This window comes from Microbacterium sp. Se63.02b, from assembly GCF_014171575.1.
Taxonomy (GTDB): domain Bacteria; phylum Actinomycetota; class Actinomycetes; order Actinomycetales; family Microbacteriaceae; genus Microbacterium.
Genome location: NZ_CP050453.1, coordinates 1,345,469 through 1,360,557, shown reverse-complemented (window position 1 = coordinate 1,360,557; position 15,089 = coordinate 1,345,469). Strand labels below are relative to the sequence as shown.

The window sequence follows — 15,089 nt, the reverse complement described above, 5'->3', positions numbered from 1 at the left end:
GTGATCGGGATCCGGGTCACGCGCTCACGAGGAGGCGGATGCCACCCGACGGTACCAGCGCGCCCGCAGCGACACGACGAAAGCGGAGAGGACGAGCGCGATCAACGAGCCGACCAGGACGCCGAGGATCGCCTGGTCGCGGATCCCGCCGTCGCTCGCGAAGGCCAGGTTCGCCAGCAGCAGGGACACCGTGAAGCCGATGCCGCCGAGCGTGCCGGCCGCGAGGATGTCGGCGAACGGCAGGGCGGGCTCCGCACCTTTCGGACGGATCCGCATCGCGAGCCAGCCGAACAGCGAGATGCCGATGATCTTGCCCACCGGAAGCGCGACGACGATGGCCCAGAACGCGGGCGACAACTGCGTGGGCGAGAGCGCGGGGATCACGACGAAAGCCGCGACGAAGGCGAAGATCGGCAGGATCGCGCCGTTCACGGTGGGTTCGAGCGCATGACGGGTGCGTCCGGCCGGCACCGGGGACATCACGAGCCCCAGCATCACCCCGGCGATCGTGGCGTGGATACCCGACGAGGCGACCAGACCCCAGGTGACGACACCGACCACGGCCATCGCGACCGCGATCAGCGGTGCCCCTTCGCGTGCAGGAGGCGGCTGAGCGCCCAGAACGCCGCGACGCCGACGATGGCGAGACCGAGCTGCAACCACTGCACGTCGCCGGCGAAGAGGACCGCGATGAAGATGATGCCGATGATGTCGTCGAGGATGGCGAGGGCGAGCAGGAACACCCGGACACGCGAGGGCAGGCCCCGGCCGAACATCGCCAGCACGCCGAGGGCGAAGGCGATGTCGGTGGCTGTGGGGATCGGCCACCCGGAGGCCGTCGACGGGTCGCCGCCGGCGATCAGCAGGTACACCGCGATCGGCACGAGCACGCCCCCGCTCGCAGCGATCGCGGGCTGCACGGCCTTGCGCGGCGAGTCGAGTTCACCGTGGGTCAGCTCGTGGCGCAGCTCGATGGCGACGACGAGGAAGAAGACCGCGAGGAGCCCGTCCGACACCCAGTGCGCGATCGACAGGTCGAGATCGGTGCCGGGTACCGCGATGTGGAAGTCGAGGAACGCCGCGAGGCCGTCGTGCGTCGGCAGGTTCGCGAACAGGAGACCGAGCCCTGCGGCGACGAGGAGGAGGACAGCGGGGAACTGCTGCCCGCGGAGGGTTCGCTGAGATGCGCATCCCTTCCATCGTAGGTCGGGACTCGTCGCCGCGGTCGCCATCGATCCGCGCGGGACGCCCTCGTGCGTCATGCGTGCAGGACTCCCCCGCGACGCGGGATACTCTCGAGGAGTGACCCCCGCACATTCTTTTTCCGAGCCGACGAACACCGAGGCGATCCGTGTGATCGGCCGCTTCGAAGCAGGCCAGGGCATCCCCGATGCCATGCGCACCGACGTCCGCATGCTCGGCCAGCTGCTCGGCCAGGTGCTGCGCGAGGCCGGCGGCGAAGACCTCTTCGACGATGTCGAGCGCCTGCGCCTCGCGACCATCCAGGCCTACGAGGACGAGACGTCCGACGCGTTCGAGCGCGCAGCGGCGATCGCCGAATCGTTCACGGTCGCTCGGGCCGACGAGGTCGCTCGCGCCTTCACCTGCTACTTCCACCTGGTGAACCTCGCCGAGGAGCATCAGCGCGTGCGCGTGCTCCGCGAGCGAGCGGGACAGCCGGGGCGGGAGGACGCCGCGGACACGGTCGCCACCGCCTACGCGCGTCTGCGCACCGAGGTCGGCCCGGAAGAGGCGCGCCGTCGCCTGGACGGTCTGCGCTTCCACCCCGTGTTCACCGCGCATCCGACCGAGGCCCGGCGCCGCGCGGTCTCGTCCAGCATCCGCCGTCTCTCCGAACTCCTGACCCAGCACGACGCGGCGAGCACCGGCGGTGCCGAGGAGCACCGCGCGCGCCGACGGATGCTGGAGGAGATCGACACGCTCTGGCGCACGGCGCCGCTGCGGTCGCAGAAGCCCTCCCCGACCGACGAGGTGCGCACCGTGATGGGAGTGTTCGACGAGACGCTCTTCACGACGGTGCCGCACGTGTACCGCCGCATCGACGATGCCCTGCGTGGCGAGGACTCGGGCGCCAGTGCCCCGATCGTCCCCGCGTTCGTCCGCATCGGCTCCTGGGTGGGCGGCGACCGGGACGGCAACCCGTTCGTCACGGCGTCCGTGACCAGGGAGGCGTCGCAGATCGCGGCCGACCATGTGCTGCGAGGTCTCGAACGTGCCATCGACCGCATCGGCCGTACGCTGACGCTCGCCGCCGACGACACACCGCCCAGTGCCGCGGTCGTCTCCCTGTGGGAGCGGTTCGCCGCCACCGAGTCCGACCTGGCAGCGGACCTCGCCACCCGCTCCCCCGACGAGCCGCATCGCCGCGTGCTCCTCGTGCTGGCGCGTCGGGTCGCCGCCACTCGACGCGGTGACGCCGAACGGGGATACACACGCCCGGAAGAGCTGCTCGCCGATCTGCGTGCCGTGCAGTCGTCGCTCGCGGATGCCGGAGCCACGCGTCACGCGTTCGGCGGCGTGCAGCATCTGATCTGGCAGGTCGAGACGTACGGCTTCCACCTCACCGAGCTCGAGGTGCGTCAGCACTCGCAGGTGCATGCGAAGGCACTGGCCGAGCTCGACGCGGGCGAGGCCATCAGCGCGCAGACCGAGGAGGTGCTGGAGGTGTTCCGCGCGATCGCGGAGATCCAGCGCGACCGTGGTTCACGCGCGGCCGGGCGGTACGTGGTGTCGTTCACCCAGGCCGCATCCGATCTCGCCAACGTCCATCGCCTGGCCCGCTATGCGCTCGGCGACGATGCGCCCGTGCTCGACGTGGTCCCGCTGTTCGAGACCTTCGCCGACCTGCAGGCCGCTCCCGGCATCCTCGCGGAGGCGGTGACGTTCCCGGAGTTCCGCGAGCGCATGGCCGCGACCGGCAACCGCCTCGAGGTCATGCTCGGCTACTCGGACTCGTCGAAGGACGTCGGCCCTGTCGCGGCGAACCTGGCCCTGTACGAGGCGCAGGAGAAGATCGCACGCTGGGCGCAGGAGTCCCGCATCGAACTGACCCTCTTCCACGGTCGGGGCGGTGCTCTCGGCCGCGGTGGCGGCCCCGCGAACTCCGCGATCCTCGCGCAGCCGCCGCACTCGGTCGACGGCCGCTTCAAGCTCACCGAGCAGGGTGAGGTCATCTTCGCCCGTTACGGCGAGCCCGCGATCGCGATGCGGCACATCGATCAGGTCGCCGCGGCGACCCTGCTCGCGTCGTCGCCCACCGAGGAGGCACGCACCAGCCGCGCGGCCGAGCGCTACGCCGAGGTCGCCTCGATCATGGACGCCGCCTCCCGCGAGCGCTTCTTCTCGCTGGTCAAGGCGGAGGGGTTCGCGCCCTGGTTCGCCACCGTGACGCCGCTGGAGGAGATCGGGCTGCTCGCGCTCGGCTCGCGTCCGGCCCGCCGCGGGCTCTCAGTGGAGTCGCTCGAAGATCTGCGCGCGATCCCCTGGGTGTTCGCGTGGACGCAGGCGCGGATCAACCTCGCCGGATGGTTCGGGCTCGGTACAGCGCTCGACGCCGTCGGCGACGCGGAGCTTCTCACCGAGGCGTATCGCGAGTGGCCGCTGCTGCGCACCATGATCGACAACGTGGCCATGAGCCTCGCCAAGACCGACGAGCGCATCGCCCGCCAGTACCTGGCTCTCGGCGACCGCGACGATCTGGCTCAGCTCGTGCTGGACGAGCTCGCGGTCACGCGGCGCTGGGTGATCCGCCTCACCGGCGGCGAGGGCCTGTTGGAGAACAAGCCCGTCCTCCAGCGCGCCGTGCAGTTGCGAAGCCCCTATGTCGACGCGCTGTCGCTCCTGCAGCTCCGTGCGCTCCGGGCGCTGCGCTCCGCGACAGACGGACCGACGGGTTCGGGCGCCGACGGCGAGCAGCAGCGGCTGCTCCTGCTCTCGGTCAGCGGCGTCGCGGCGGGGCTCCAGAACACCGGATGACCGGCATACCGTGCGGCCGCGTGCGTGACCCGCATTCGGCCGCCGCTAGAGTGAAATCTCGCGCCGACTCCGGCGAAGCCTCACGCGACACGATCGCCTGCACCACCATCCCCCACCAGAAAGCCACTCCCGCGTGACCGCTACGACTGCTGACTTCCACCCGCTCGCCGCCTCCGTGCAGCCCGTCTTCGACACGGTGCTGACCCGCAGCCCGTACGAGCCGGAGTTCCACCAGGCCGTCCACGAGGTGCTGCACTCCATCGCGCCCGTCCTGGAGCAGCGGCCAGAGTACGTCGACGGCGGCATCCTCGAACGCCTCGTCGAGCCCGAGCGCCAGATCCTCTTCCGGGTGCCGTGGATCGACGACTCCGGAAAGCTGCAGGTCAACCGCGGCTACCGCATCCAGTTCTCCTCCGTGCTCGGACCCTACAAGGGCGGGCTGCGGTTCCACCCCTCGGTGAACCTGTCGATCATCAAGTTCCTCGGCTTCGAGCAGATCTTCAAGAACGCACTGACCGGTCAGGGCATCGGCGGCGGCAAGGGCGGCTCCGACTTCGATCCGCACGGCAAGTCCGACGCCGAGGTCATGCGCTTCTGCCAGTCGTTCATGAACGAGCTCTACCGCCACCTCGGCGAGCACACCGACGTCCCCGCGGGCGACATCGGCGTCGGCGGCCGCGAGATCGGCTACCTCTTCGGCCAGTACCGCAAGGTCACCAACCGTCACGAGTCGGGCATGTTCACCGGCAAGGGCACCGGTTGGGGCGGTGCGGAGGTGCGCACAGAGGCCACCGGGTACGGTGCGGTGTTCTTCGCGCAGGAGATGCTCGCAGTGCACAACGACTCCCTCACCGGCAAGCGCGTCGGCATCTCCGGCTCGGGCAACGTGGCGATCTACGCGATCCAGAAGGCCACCCAGCTCGGTGCGACCGCGGTGACGGCATCCGACTCCTCCGGCTACGTCGTCGACGACGCCGGCATCGACGTGGATCTGCTCCGCCAGCTCAAGGAGGTCGAGCGCGCCCGCATCGTCGAGTACGCGAACCGCCGTCCGGGCGCCCGCTTCGTCGAAGGCGGCAGCGTCTGGGAGGTCCCGGTCGACATCGCCGTGCCGTCGGCGACGCAGAACGAGGTCGCCCTCGCCGACGCCGAGGCGTTGATCGCGAACGGTGTCCGTGCCGTGTCGGAGGGCGCGAACATGCCCTGCGTGCCCGAGGCCGTCGAGGCCTTCCAGAAGGCCGGCGTGCTGTTCGCCCCCGGCAAGGCCGCCAACGCCGGCGGCGTCGCGACCTCCGCGCTGGAGATGAGCCAGAACGCCTCCCGCCAGCGCTGGACCTTCGCCGACAGCGAGAACAAGCTGCGCGAGATCATGGCCGACATCCACGACGCCGCCTTCGATGCGGCAGAGCGTCACGGCGTCGGCGGAGACTACGTCGCCGGCGCCAACATCGCCGGCTTCGAGCGCGTCGCCGCCGCGATGCTCGCCCAGGGCGTCATCTGACCCGGACTCGCCATCGCTCGCGCGCGCTCCTCGCGTGAGGGGCATGACACGCCGCGCGTCCGCACGAGGACAGAGCGTGTCTCGACCCCTCGCGGGAAGGGACGGCGAGAGGTCTCAGCGGGCGGGGCGGTCGGGGAGCGGGCGATCGTGGGCGTGACGGGCGAGGGAGCTGCCATAGCGCTCGGTGAGCTGCACCATCAGGTCGGGTGTGTCGCGGTCGACGCCGAACACGTGCCCGGGGAAATCGAGTTCCGGTTGTGCGGCCGCGATCTCGTCGTCGCGGTCGGGTGAGAGCAGCTGCACGGGGTCGCCGACCGCGACCCATCCGATCGGCACGACGGTGCCCTCCGGCAGCACGGCGCGGCGATGCACGATCGCGTTGACGCGCACCTCGCAGCGGTCGCCCACCAGAGCTCCGTTGAAGACGCGGGCACCGGACGCGAAGAACACCTCCTCGCCCACGGTCGCCCCGGCGATGCTCGCGAGGGTCCCGACCAGGGTGTGAGCGCCGATGTGCACGGCATTCGCGGCGGTCGCACGGATCAGCGCGTTCTCCATCACGATCACATGCGCCCCGAGAGTGATCGGGCCGCCCTCGGCCGTGATCACGGCACCGTGCAGCACCTGGCACCCCGGCCCCACCTCCACGTCGCCGGAGATGACGGCGGTGGGGGCGATGACGGCGGTGTCATGGATGCGGGGGCGAGCCCCGAGGTGCTCGTACAACATGCGGCCAGACTAGTCCCGCCGCTGCCGCGGTGCGCTACTCGACCTTGACGGGTTCGGGGAAGATCGCGGTGAACAGCTGCGCGACCCACTCCAGCAGCTCGGCGTCAGGGAGCGGCTCGACCCCCACGCCGACGGCTGAGGCGACGGTCGGCATCGGCACGACGAGCGCCTCGCCCCCGGAGACGAGCTTCGCCTTCGGGTAGAGCCGCTGCAGCCGCACCTTGATCGAGTCCTCGAGATGCGCCGGGGCGATGCGGAGGTTCGACCCCATGGCGACCACGTCGGTGAGGCCCGCCCGTGCGGCGCGCCGTCGCAGCCGCGCGATCGCGAGCAGCCCTCGACCTCCGCCGGCGGTGCGCCGTAACGGTCGACGAGCTCGTCGACGACCAGGTCGATCGCCCCGTCCTTGGCGGTCGCCGCGGAAGCGGCCGACAGCTTCTGATACGCCTCGAGACGCAACCGCTCGCTGTCGATGTAGTCCTCCGGGATGCGAGCGTCGAGCGGGAGTTCGAGCCGCAGCTCCTGACCGGTCTCGACCTCCTCTCCGCGGAACGTCGCCACGGCCTCACCGATCATGCGCAGGTACAGGTCGAAGCCCACGCCCGCGATGTGCCCTGCCTGCTCCGCGCCGAGCATGTTCCCCGCACCACGCAGCTCGAGGTCCTTGAGCGCCACCTGCATGCCCGATCCGAGCTCGTTGTTCACCGCGATCGTCTGCAGACGGTCGGCGGCCGTCTCCGACAGGGGCTTCATCTCGTCGTACAGGAAATACGCGTAGGCACGCTCGCGGCCACGGCCGACCCGGCCTCGGAGCTGGTGCAGCTGACTCAGGCCGTACTTGTCGGCGCGGTCGATGATGATCGTGTTGGCGTTCGAGATGTCGAGGCCGGTCTCGATGATCGTCGTCGAGACGAGGACGTCGAACTTGCGCTCCCAGAAATCATCGACGACCTGCTCGAGGGAGTGCTCGCCCATCTGCCCGTGCGCCACGGCGATGCGCGCCTCCGGCACCAGTTCGGCGAGCTGCGCGGCGACACGCTGGATCGACTGCACCCGGTTGTGCACGAAGAAGACCTGCCCCTCTCGGAGGATCTCCCGGCGGATCGCGGCGGCGATCTGCTTGTCGCTGCGGGGTCCGACGAACGAGAGGATCGGATGCCGGTCCTCGGGCGGCGTCGCGAGGGTCGACATCTCGCGGATGCCGGTCACCGCCATCTCGAGCGTGCGCGGGATCGGGGTGGCGCTCATGGCGAGGATGTCGACATTGGTCTTCATCTTCTTGAGCGCGTCCTTGTGCTCGACGCCGAACCGCTGCTCCTCGTCGATGATCATGAGTCCCAGGTCTTTGAAGAGGACCTGATCCGTGAGGATGCGGTGGGTTCCGATCACCATGTCGACCGTGCCGTCGAGGAGTCCCTGCAGCGTGAGGCGCGCCTCCTTGTCGGTCTGGAAGCGCGAGAGGGGGCGCACCTTCACGGGGAATCCCGCGAAACGCTCCGTGAACGTCTCGAGGTGCTGTTTGACGAGCAGCGTCGTCGGCACCAGCATCGCGACCTGCTTGCCGTCTTGGATCGCCTTGAACGCCGCACGGACGGCGACCTCGGTCTTGCCGAAGCCGACGTCACCGGAGAGGAGGCGGTCCATCGGGATGGGACGCTCCATATCCGCCTTGATCTCGTCGATCGTCTGCAGCTGATCGTGCGTCTCGGCGAACGGGAACGCCTCTTCCAACTCGCGCTGCCACGGGGTGTCGGGACCGAACGCGTGCCCCTTCGCACTCATCCGCGCCGAGTACAGCTTGACGAGTTCGACGGCGATGTCGCGGACGGCCTTGCGGGCCTTGCCCTTGGCCTGCGCCCAATCGCTGCCGCCCATCTTCGACAGTGTCGGCGCTTCCCCTCCGACGTACTTCGACAGGGAATCGAGCTGATCCGTCGGCACGAACAGCTTGTCGCCCGGGTACCCGCGCTTGGAGGGTGCGTACTCGAGCACCAGGTAGTCGCGCACCGACTTCGTGGCGTTCCGGCCGCCCGTCGACACCTCGCGCTGCGTCATCTCCACGAATCGCCCGATGCCGTGGGTCGCGTGCACGACGAAGTCGCCCTGCTTGAGCTGCAGCGGGTCGACGACGTTCTTGCGTCGCGACGCCAGCTTCTTGACGACGCGCTGATCGCCGCCGATCGTCCGCCCGTAGAACTCGTTGTCGGTGAGGACCGCGAGCTTCGCCTCCGGCACCTGGAAGCCGGCCTCGACCGAGCCGGTGACGAGGGTGACGACCCCGGCGTCCGGCGCATCGGTCACCGCATCGACCACGCGGGCCGCGAGGCCGCGGTCGGAGAGCACGTCGCGCGCCCGGTCGACGAGCCCGTGGCCGGCGGCGATCACGACGACCCGCCATCCGGCGGTCGTCTTGGCCTCGACGAAGGAGATCGCCCCGTCGACGTTGCCGTGGAAAGACGGGATCACCGACGCGGCGGCGTTCGCGGCGTCTTCATCCGAGGCTGCGTCGCCGTCGCCGAGGCTGATGCCGAACGGGCTCACCCGCCACCACACGCCGCCGCGCTCGCGCACGACGTCGCGGAGCGCGTCGATGGTCAGGAAGTCGCCGGCGCCCAGGTCGATGGGAGCCGAGGCACCCGACGTGGCTGCGCTCCACGCGGCATCGAGGAACTCCCGGTTGGTGTCGCCGAGCGTGATCGCCCTGGCGGTGGAGCGATCGGGATCGACCACGGCCGTCGCGCTCCCCGCCGGCAGGTACTCGGCGAGCGACTTCAGCGGTCCTGCCACGGCGGGCAGCAGCGACTCCATACCCTCGACCGGGATGCCCTCGGCCATCTTCTCGAGCATGCCGGCGATGGCCGGGAAACCGCCGACGAGCGCACGCGCACGCTCGCGGACGTCCGGTGTGAGGAGCAGCTCGCGGCTCGGAGGAGATCGACACCGGGGACATCGCCGGGAAGCGACCGCTGATCGGCGACGGAGAACGCGCGGATCTGGTCGATCTCGTCGCCGAAGAACTCGACGCGGAACGGATGCTCCGATACCGCGGGGAAGACGTCGAGGATGCCGCCGCGCACCGCGAACTCACCGCGGCGCGAGACCATGTCGACACGGGAGTACGCGCGCTCTACCAGCTGTTCGACGACCCGGTCGAGCTCATGGCCCCGGCTGCCCGCGGCGAGTTCGAGCGGCGCGATCTCGCCGAGGTTGCCCGCGATCGGCTGCAGCGCGGCCCGCACGGAGGCGACCACCACGAGCGGATGCTCGCCCGACCACTCGGCGATCCGGCGCAGCGTCTGCAGACGGTGCCCCACCGTGTCGGGGCTCGGGCTGAGCCGCTCGTGCGGCAGCGTCTCCCACGCGGGGAAGGTGAGGACCTCGGCCTCGGGCAGGTACGACTCCATCGCCACGGCGAGGCTCTCGGCCCGGCGCCCCGTGGGGACGACGGCGAGGAGCGCCGCAGGATGGCCGCCGTTCGCCCTCTTCTCGAGGAGACCGGCGAGGGCCGGCGCATCGAGGCCGTCGACCAGGCCCAGGTCGGCGTCGGTGTGCGCCCACTGGAGGGCGTCACGGTACAGAGACGCCTCTTCCAAGGCGCGCAGAATCCCCGGAACAGTCACCGGACAAGACTAGTCGCGCCCACCGACACTCCGGCCGCGCGCCTTTAGGCTGATCTGATGGATTCCGTCACCCTCACCACCGGACGACTCGTGCTGCGCGCGCCGACGGCAGCCGACGTCGACGCGATCACGGATGCGTGCCAGGATCCGGAGATCCAGCGCTGGACGACGGTGCCGAGGCCGTACGGCCGCGGAGACGCCGAGACGTTCGTGCGCCTGGTCGCTCATCAGTGGGCGGAAGGCTCCGAGACCGTGTGGGGCATTCGCGCGGACGACGAACTGGTCGGCATGATCGGCCTGCACAACGTGGGCGAGCACTTCACCGGTCCCGACGCCGAACTCGGCTTCTGGATCACGCCGAGCGCTCGAGGCAAGGGCTACCTCGGGGAGGCGGCCAGGGCGGTCATCGACTGGGGCTTCGCCGAGTTCGGCCTCGTCCGCATCCGCTGGCAGGCCGTGGCGGGGAACGTCCCCTCCGCGCGGGCCGCCCGTGCCCTCGGCTTCTGCTACGAGGGTCTGCAGCGTCAGGCCCTCACGAGTCCGCGCGGCCGGGATGACGGCTGGATCGCGGGGCTGCTGCCCGACGACGACCGCACGCCGGTCGACTGGCCCGTGCTCTGACGAGGTCCGGTCGATCGGTGTGCGGGCACCGCGTGACAGTGTCCGACGCCGATGACAGGATGAGGGCATGCCGGAGATGCCGGAAGTCCAGGGGCTGACCGCCTTCCTCGCCGAGCGCGCCGTCGGGCGCACGATCACCCGCGCGAGCGTCGCGGCCATCGCCGCGCTCAAGACCTACGATCCGCCGATCAGCGCGCTGCAGGGCGCCACGATCACCGCATCCGCGCGTCTCGGCAAGTTCGTGGTCCTCTCCTGCGGCGACGATCTGCACCTCGTGTTCCACCTCGCGAAAGCCGGATGGCTGCGCTGGTACGAGAATCTGCCGACGACCCTGATCAAACCAGGCAAGTCGCCGATAGCACTGCGCATCGCACTCGACGACGACAGCGGGTTCGACCTCACGGAGGCCGGCACCAAGAAGTCGCTGGCCGTGTACGTGGTGCGGGATCCGCAGGAGGTTCCGGGAATCGCACGGCTCGGCCCCGACCCGCTCGACCCCGCCTTCACCCGCGACGCCTTCTCCGCCCTGCTGGACGATCGGCGGATGCAGATCAAGGGCCTGCTGCGCGACCAGGGGGTCATCGCCGGGATCGGCAACGCCTACTCCGACGAGATCCTGCACGCGGCGCGGATGTCGCCGTACGCGATCGCCGGGAAGCTCGACGACGCCGAGGTCGATCGCCTCTTCGAGGCCATGCGCGAGACCCTGACCGAAGCGGTCGCCGAGGCGTCGGGCAAGCCCCCCGCCGATCTCAAAGATGCCAAGCGCCGAGGGATGCAGGTGCACGCGCGCCGCGGCGAGACCTGTCCCGTGTGCGGAGACACGATCCGCAGCGTGTTCTTCGCCGATCGCTCTCTCGAGTACTGCCCCACCTGCCAGACGGGCGGCAAGGTGCTCGCCGATCGGCGGCTCTCGCGTCTGCTGAAGTGACGATCGTCACCGTCGCGGAATGAAATGTGCACGGACGCGTTGAGTACACTCAGAGCAACACGTGCTCCGGGGTCGGTGAGAATCCGAACCGGCGGTGACAGTCCGCGAGCGTCTCGAGAGATCGGGATGCCGATCCGGTGGAATTCCGGGACCGACGGTGATGCGAGGGAGACCTCGCTAGTCCGGAAGGGAGGCAGCACGAGGCGCATGCATGCGTCCGTTCCGCCACCCCTGTCCGCTCCGGAGCCTCAGAGGAGGACGACGGATGGCAGTGAACGCGGCAGAGCGTGACGCGATGGATCGCGCGCTCCAGCTCGCCGTCCGAGGACCACGCGGGGCGAACCCGCAGGTCGGCGCGGTCCTCCTCTCCCCCGACGGCACGGTGCTCGCCGAGGGCTGGCACCACGGCGCCGGCACCCCACACGCCGAGGTCGACGCCCTGTCGAAGCTCGCTCCCGGCGACGCACGAGGAGCCACGGCGGTCGTGACCCTTGAGCCGTGCAACCACACCGGGCGCACCGGACCGTGCGCCGTCGCGCTGATCGAAGCAGGCATCGCCCGCGTCGTGTACGCCCTCGACGATCCGGGGGCCGCTTCGGGCGGGGGCGCCGAGCGTCTTCGCGCCGCGGGCGTCGAGGTGGAGGCCGGTGAGCAGGCATCCGCCGCGCACGCTCTGATCGACGGCTGGCTCACAGCGCAGCGACTCGGACGCCCGCAGGTGACGGTCAAGTGGGCGCAGAGCCTCGACGGCCGCGCCGCGGCGGCCGACGGTTCGAGTCAGTGGATCACCGGACCAGCCGCCCGCGCAGACGTGCACCGCCGCCGGGCAGAGGCCGACGCGATCGCCGTCGGAACCGGCACCGTGCTCGCCGACGACCCGGCTCTCACCGCCCGCGACGGCGACGCGCTGCACCAGCACCAGCCGATCCCCGTGGTCATCGGTTCACGTCCGGCTCCGACCGACGCCGCGGTGCGCCGGCACCCGCACTCCCCGCTGTTCTTCGACACGCACGACCTGCACGCCGTCATGGCCGACCTGCACGCCCGCGGCATCCAGAGCCTCTTCGTCGAAGGCGGCCCGACCCTCGCGAGCGCCTTCATCGAAGCGGGACTCGCCGACCGTGTGCTCGCGTACCTCGCTCCGGTGCTCCTCGGCGGCGACCGCCTGGCGCTCACCGACATCGGGGTGGCATCCATCACCGACGCACGTCGCCTGACGATCGAGGAGTGGGTCCCCCTCGGACCCGACCTGCTGGCGATCGCGCGGCCCGCACAACCCCACGACACCCCCACGGACGAAGGAGCCGCCTGATGTTCACCGGAATCATCGAGGAGATGGGCGAGATCACCGCCATCGCGCCCGCGGGCGACGGCTGGCGCCTGACCGTGCGCGCACCGCGTGCGGCGGCGGATGCCGTGCACGGCGAATCCATCGCGGTCTCCGGCGTGTGCCTCACGGTGGTCGACTCGACCGCTGACACGTTCGACGCCGATGTGATGAAGCAGACTCTCGACGTCGCCGCGATCGGCTCCGCAACGGTCGGCACCCGTGTGAACATCGAGAAGGCGATGCCGGTCGGGGCGCGACTGGGCGGGCACATCGTCCAGGGCCACGTCGACGGCGTCGGCGAGGTGCTCGAGGTGCGCCCCGGCGCGCAGTGGAGCGTGCTGCGCATCAGTCTGCCCGGCGACCTCGCCCCGCTCGTCGTCGACAAGGGCTCGATCTCGGTCGACGGCACCTCGCTGACCGTGAGCGCCGTCAGCGCGCCCGCAGACCCCTCCCCTGGTTCGAGATCTCGCTGATCCCGGAGACGCTCGCCGCGACGACCCTCGGCATCCGCGCCGTCGGAGATCGCGTGAACCTGGAGACCGACATCCTCGCGCGGCACGTCGAGCGTCTGCTCGCGTTCCGCACCGCACCGGAAGGAGGCTCGCGATGAGCCTTTCCACCATCCCCGAGGCCCTCGACGCACTGCGCGCCGGGCGCCCCGTGCTCGTCGCCGACGACGAGAACCGCGAGAACGAGGGCGACGTCGTGCTCTCGGCCGAATTGGCGACCCCCGAGTGGGTGGCCTGGACGGTGCGCTGGTCTTCGGGTTTCATCTGCGCTCCCATGCCGGCCGACCTCGCCGACCATCTGAACCTGCCGCCCATGGTGGCCGCGAGCGAGGATGCCCGTTCGACCGCGTACACCGTGAGCGTCGATGCCGCTGAGGGCGTCACCACCGGCATCAGCGCCGGCGACCGCGCGCACACGCTCAACGTGCTGGCGAACGCGGAATCGACCGCGACCAGCATCATCCGCCCTGGGCATGTGCTGCCCCTGCGTGCGGTCGACGGCGGTGTACGCGAGCGCAGCGGTCATACCGAGGCGGCCGTCGAACTCATGAAGCTGGCCGGCCTGCGCCCGGTCGGCGCGATCGCGGAGGTCGTGGCCGAGGACGGCAGCATGATGCGTCTTCCCGGTCTGCAGGAGCTGGGAGCCCGCGATGGCGTTCCGGTGATCACGATCGAGCAGTTGATCGCTCACCTGAACGAGATCGACCCCGAAGACGCGACACCGACCGCACACCGCGGGCGTCGAGTGAGCCTGCGCGCCGATGCCACCGTGCCGACGACGCACGGGGTGTTCCGCTTCCTCGCCTACAAGGACCGCGTCACGGGCACCGATCACATCGCCGTGGTCTCGGGTGAGCTCGGCGAGACCGCGCTCGTGCGCGTGCACTCCGAATGCCTGACGGGCGAGGCATTCGGCTCGCTGAAGTGCGAGTGCGGCCCGCAGCTGGACTCGGCCCTCGACGCGATCGAGCAGGAGGGCGGCGTGGTCATCTACATGCGCGGACACGAAGGGCGAGGGATCGGGCTCATCAACAAGCTCCGCGCCTACAGCCTGCAGGAGGAGGGCCTCGACACGGTCGACGCCAACCTCGCACTCGGCCTCCCTGCGGACGCCCGCGACTACGCCGCCGCGGCGGGGATCCTCGCCGACCTTGGCGTGTCGAGCGTGCGGCTGCTGACCAACAACACCGACAAGGTGCAGCAGCTCCGCGAACTCGGCCTCGACGTCATCGAGCAGGTGCCGCTGATCGTCGGTGTGGGGCCCAACAACCACCAGTACCTGGAGACCAAGCGTGACCGGATGGGTCACATCATCGGCGAAGCGGAGCTCGCACAGGCGCTCGCCCACGGAAAGGACGAGAGATGAGCGGCGCAGGAGCACCCCAGACGGGCGACATCGACGGACGCGGGCTGAACGTCGTGATCATCGCCGGCACCTGGCACGAGACGATCTCGAACGGGCTCATCGCCGGCGCAGAACGCGTCCTGGACGCGGCACAGGCCACGCATCGGCTCGTGCGTGTGCCGGGATCGTTCGAACTCGCTGTCGCCGCGCAGGCCGCCTTCGCCGGCGGAGCCGACGCCGTCGTCGCCCTCGGCGTGATCATCCGCGGCGGCACCCCGCACTTCGAGTACGTGTCCGCCGCGGCGACGGACGGGCTGACCCGCGTCTCGCTCGACGCAGGCAGGCCGGTCGGTTTCGGCCTGCTCACCCTCGACGACGAGCAGCAGGGACTCGACCGCGCCGGGCTCGAGGGGTCCAAGGAGGACAAGGGAGCCGAAGCCGCGGACGCGGCGCTTCGCACGGCGCTCGTGATCAGGCAGCTGCGCGGTTGAGGTCAGCCTGCCCTTG

General features: G+C 70.3%; 10 protein-coding genes and 2 pseudogenes. 8 read left to right on the top strand and 4 right to left on the bottom strand.

Translation table 11 applies throughout. The annotated features are described in order from the left end of the window. Positions 1–24: 24 nt before the first annotated feature. On the bottom strand, positions 25–567 hold the full coding sequence (locus G4G29_RS23375) for a Na+/H+ antiporter NhaA (RefSeq protein ID WP_274601223.1): 543 nt from the start codon (positions 565–567) through the stop codon (positions 25–27). An 11-nt stretch (positions 568–578) separates the two neighbouring features. Then, positions 579–1,262 (bottom strand): Na+/H+ antiporter NhaA, encoded by a 684-nt coding sequence (locus G4G29_RS23370; RefSeq protein ID WP_274601222.1) that lies wholly within the window; start codon positions 1,260–1,262, stop codon positions 579–581. A 40-nt stretch (positions 1,263–1,302) separates the two neighbouring features. Between G4G29_RS23370 and G4G29_RS06710 the strand changes: the two genes are divergently transcribed. Next, on the top strand, positions 1,303–3,996 hold the full coding sequence (locus tag G4G29_RS06710; protein ID WP_183152249.1) for a phosphoenolpyruvate carboxylase: 2,694 nt from the start codon (positions 1,303–1,305) through the stop codon (positions 3,994–3,996). Positions 3,997–4,129: 133 nt separating this feature from the next. After that, entirely contained in the window at positions 4,130–5,497 is a 1,368-nt protein-coding gene (gene gdhA, locus G4G29_RS06705; protein ID WP_183152248.1) for an NADP-specific glutamate dehydrogenase, read from the top strand. 114 nt (positions 5,498–5,611) lie between these two features. On the opposite strand, the gene G4G29_RS06700 is transcribed toward gdhA, so the two are convergent. Further along, a complete protein-coding gene (locus G4G29_RS06700; protein ID WP_183152247.1) occupies positions 5,612–6,226 on the bottom strand; it encodes a gamma carbonic anhydrase family protein in 615 nt (204 codons plus the stop codon). A gap of 34 nt (positions 6,227–6,260) precedes the next feature. Next, positions 6,261–9,846: pseudogene (gene mfd / locus G4G29_RS06695) on the bottom strand (transcription-repair coupling factor). Between the two features lie 57 nt (positions 9,847–9,903). On the opposite strand from mfd, the gene G4G29_RS06690 reads away from it, so the two are divergent. The 6 genes and pseudogenes from G4G29_RS06690 (at position 9,904) to ribH (ending at position 15,073) form a co-directional block, all read left to right on the top strand. After that, positions 9,904–10,467 (top strand): GNAT family N-acetyltransferase, encoded by a 564-nt coding sequence (locus G4G29_RS06690; RefSeq protein ID WP_183152246.1) that lies wholly within the window; start codon positions 9,904–9,906, stop codon positions 10,465–10,467. A 67-nt stretch (positions 10,468–10,534) separates the two neighbouring features. Then, a complete protein-coding gene (locus G4G29_RS06685; protein WP_183152245.1) occupies positions 10,535–11,398 on the top strand; it encodes an Fpg/Nei family DNA glycosylase in 864 nt (287 codons plus the stop codon). A 265-nt stretch (positions 11,399–11,663) separates the two neighbouring features. Further along, entirely contained in the window at positions 11,664–12,710 is a 1,047-nt protein-coding gene (gene ribD / locus G4G29_RS06680) for a bifunctional diaminohydroxyphosphoribosylaminopyrimidine deaminase/5-amino-6-(5-phosphoribosylamino)uracil reductase RibD (RefSeq protein WP_183152244.1), read from the top strand. Then, positions 12,710–13,338, top strand: a pseudogene (locus G4G29_RS06675) (riboflavin synthase). Before ribD ends, G4G29_RS06675 begins: the two are co-directional and overlap by 1 nt. After that, positions 13,335–14,603, top strand: a complete 1,269-nt coding sequence (gene ribA, locus G4G29_RS06670) for a GTP cyclohydrolase II (RefSeq protein WP_183152243.1) — start codon at positions 13,335–13,337, stop codon at positions 14,601–14,603. The pseudogene G4G29_RS06675 and the gene ribA overlap by 4 nt, the downstream one beginning before the upstream one ends. Next, positions 14,600–15,073 (top strand): 6,7-dimethyl-8-ribityllumazine synthase, encoded by a 474-nt coding sequence (ribH, locus tag G4G29_RS06665; protein WP_183152242.1) that lies wholly within the window; start codon positions 14,600–14,602, stop codon positions 15,071–15,073. Before ribA ends, ribH begins: the two co-directional genes overlap by 4 nt. Positions 15,074–15,089: the final 16 nt, after the last annotated feature.

Coding starts and splice junctions, on each gene's coding strand:
- ribA (WP_183152243.1), top strand. CDS start 13,335: ATGAGCCTTTCCACCATCCCCGAGGCCCTCGACGCACTGCGCGCCGGG.
- G4G29_RS06690 (WP_183152246.1), top strand. CDS start 9,904: ATGGATTCCGTCACCCTCACCACCGGACGACTCGTGCTGCGCGCGCCG.
- ribH (WP_183152242.1), top strand. CDS start 14,600: ATGAGCGGCGCAGGAGCACCCCAGACGGGCGACATCGACGGACGCGGG.
- G4G29_RS06685 (WP_183152245.1), top strand. CDS start 10,535: ATGCCGGAGATGCCGGAAGTCCAGGGGCTGACCGCCTTCCTCGCCGAG.
- G4G29_RS23375 (WP_274601223.1), bottom strand. CDS start 567: ATGGCCGTGGTCGGTGTCGTCACCTGGGGTCTGGTCGCCTCGTCGGGT.
- ribD (WP_183152244.1), top strand. CDS start 11,664: ATGGCAGTGAACGCGGCAGAGCGTGACGCGATGGATCGCGCGCTCCAG.
- G4G29_RS23370 (WP_274601222.1), bottom strand. CDS start 1,262: ATGACGCACGAGGGCGTCCCGCGCGGATCGATGGCGACCGCGGCGACG.
- G4G29_RS06700 (WP_183152247.1), bottom strand. CDS start 6,226: ATGTTGTACGAGCACCTCGGGGCTCGCCCCCGCATCCATGACACCGCC.